Consider the following 421-nt stretch of genomic DNA (forward strand, 5'->3'; position numbering starts at 1 on the left):
AAACTCTAAAAAAAATGAAATTAAACCTTGGCTAAAACAACAGTGGTGTATTCCCGAAGTAAACGCAGAATATGTGTTCAGAATGGAAAATGTGTTGGATTTATATAATGAGTCATACGATCCGAAAAAACCTGTGGTCTGTGTGGATGAACGCCCATATCAATTAGTAGAAGAAGTAAGACTTCCTTTGCCACCAGAACCAGAAAAGCCCGAACGTTATGATTATGAATATAAACGTAATGGAGTAGTCAATTTATTTGCTTTCTTTGAACCTTTAGCTGGATGGAGGCATATTGAAGTTACACAACGTCGGACAAAAGTTGACTTTGCTAAACAATTGAAAGATTTAGTAGATGTTCATTACACAGACGCTGATGTGATCCGTTTAGTAGTTGATAACCTTAATATTCATACTCCCAAT

The 421-nt window shown here is 35.6% G+C and carries 1 protein-coding gene; it reads left to right on the forward strand.

The window, feature by feature from the left end; all coding sequences use genetic code 11:
• Window positions 1-82: 82 nt before the first annotated feature.
• The coding region (locus UYI_RS0131480) for a transposase (RefSeq protein WP_026086302.1) at window positions 83-421 on the forward strand (339 nt) is incomplete at its 3' end.

The organism is Fischerella muscicola PCC 7414 (assembly GCF_000317205.1).
GTDB classification, from domain to species: Bacteria; Cyanobacteriota; Cyanobacteriia; order Cyanobacteriales; family Nostocaceae; genus Fischerella; species Fischerella muscicola.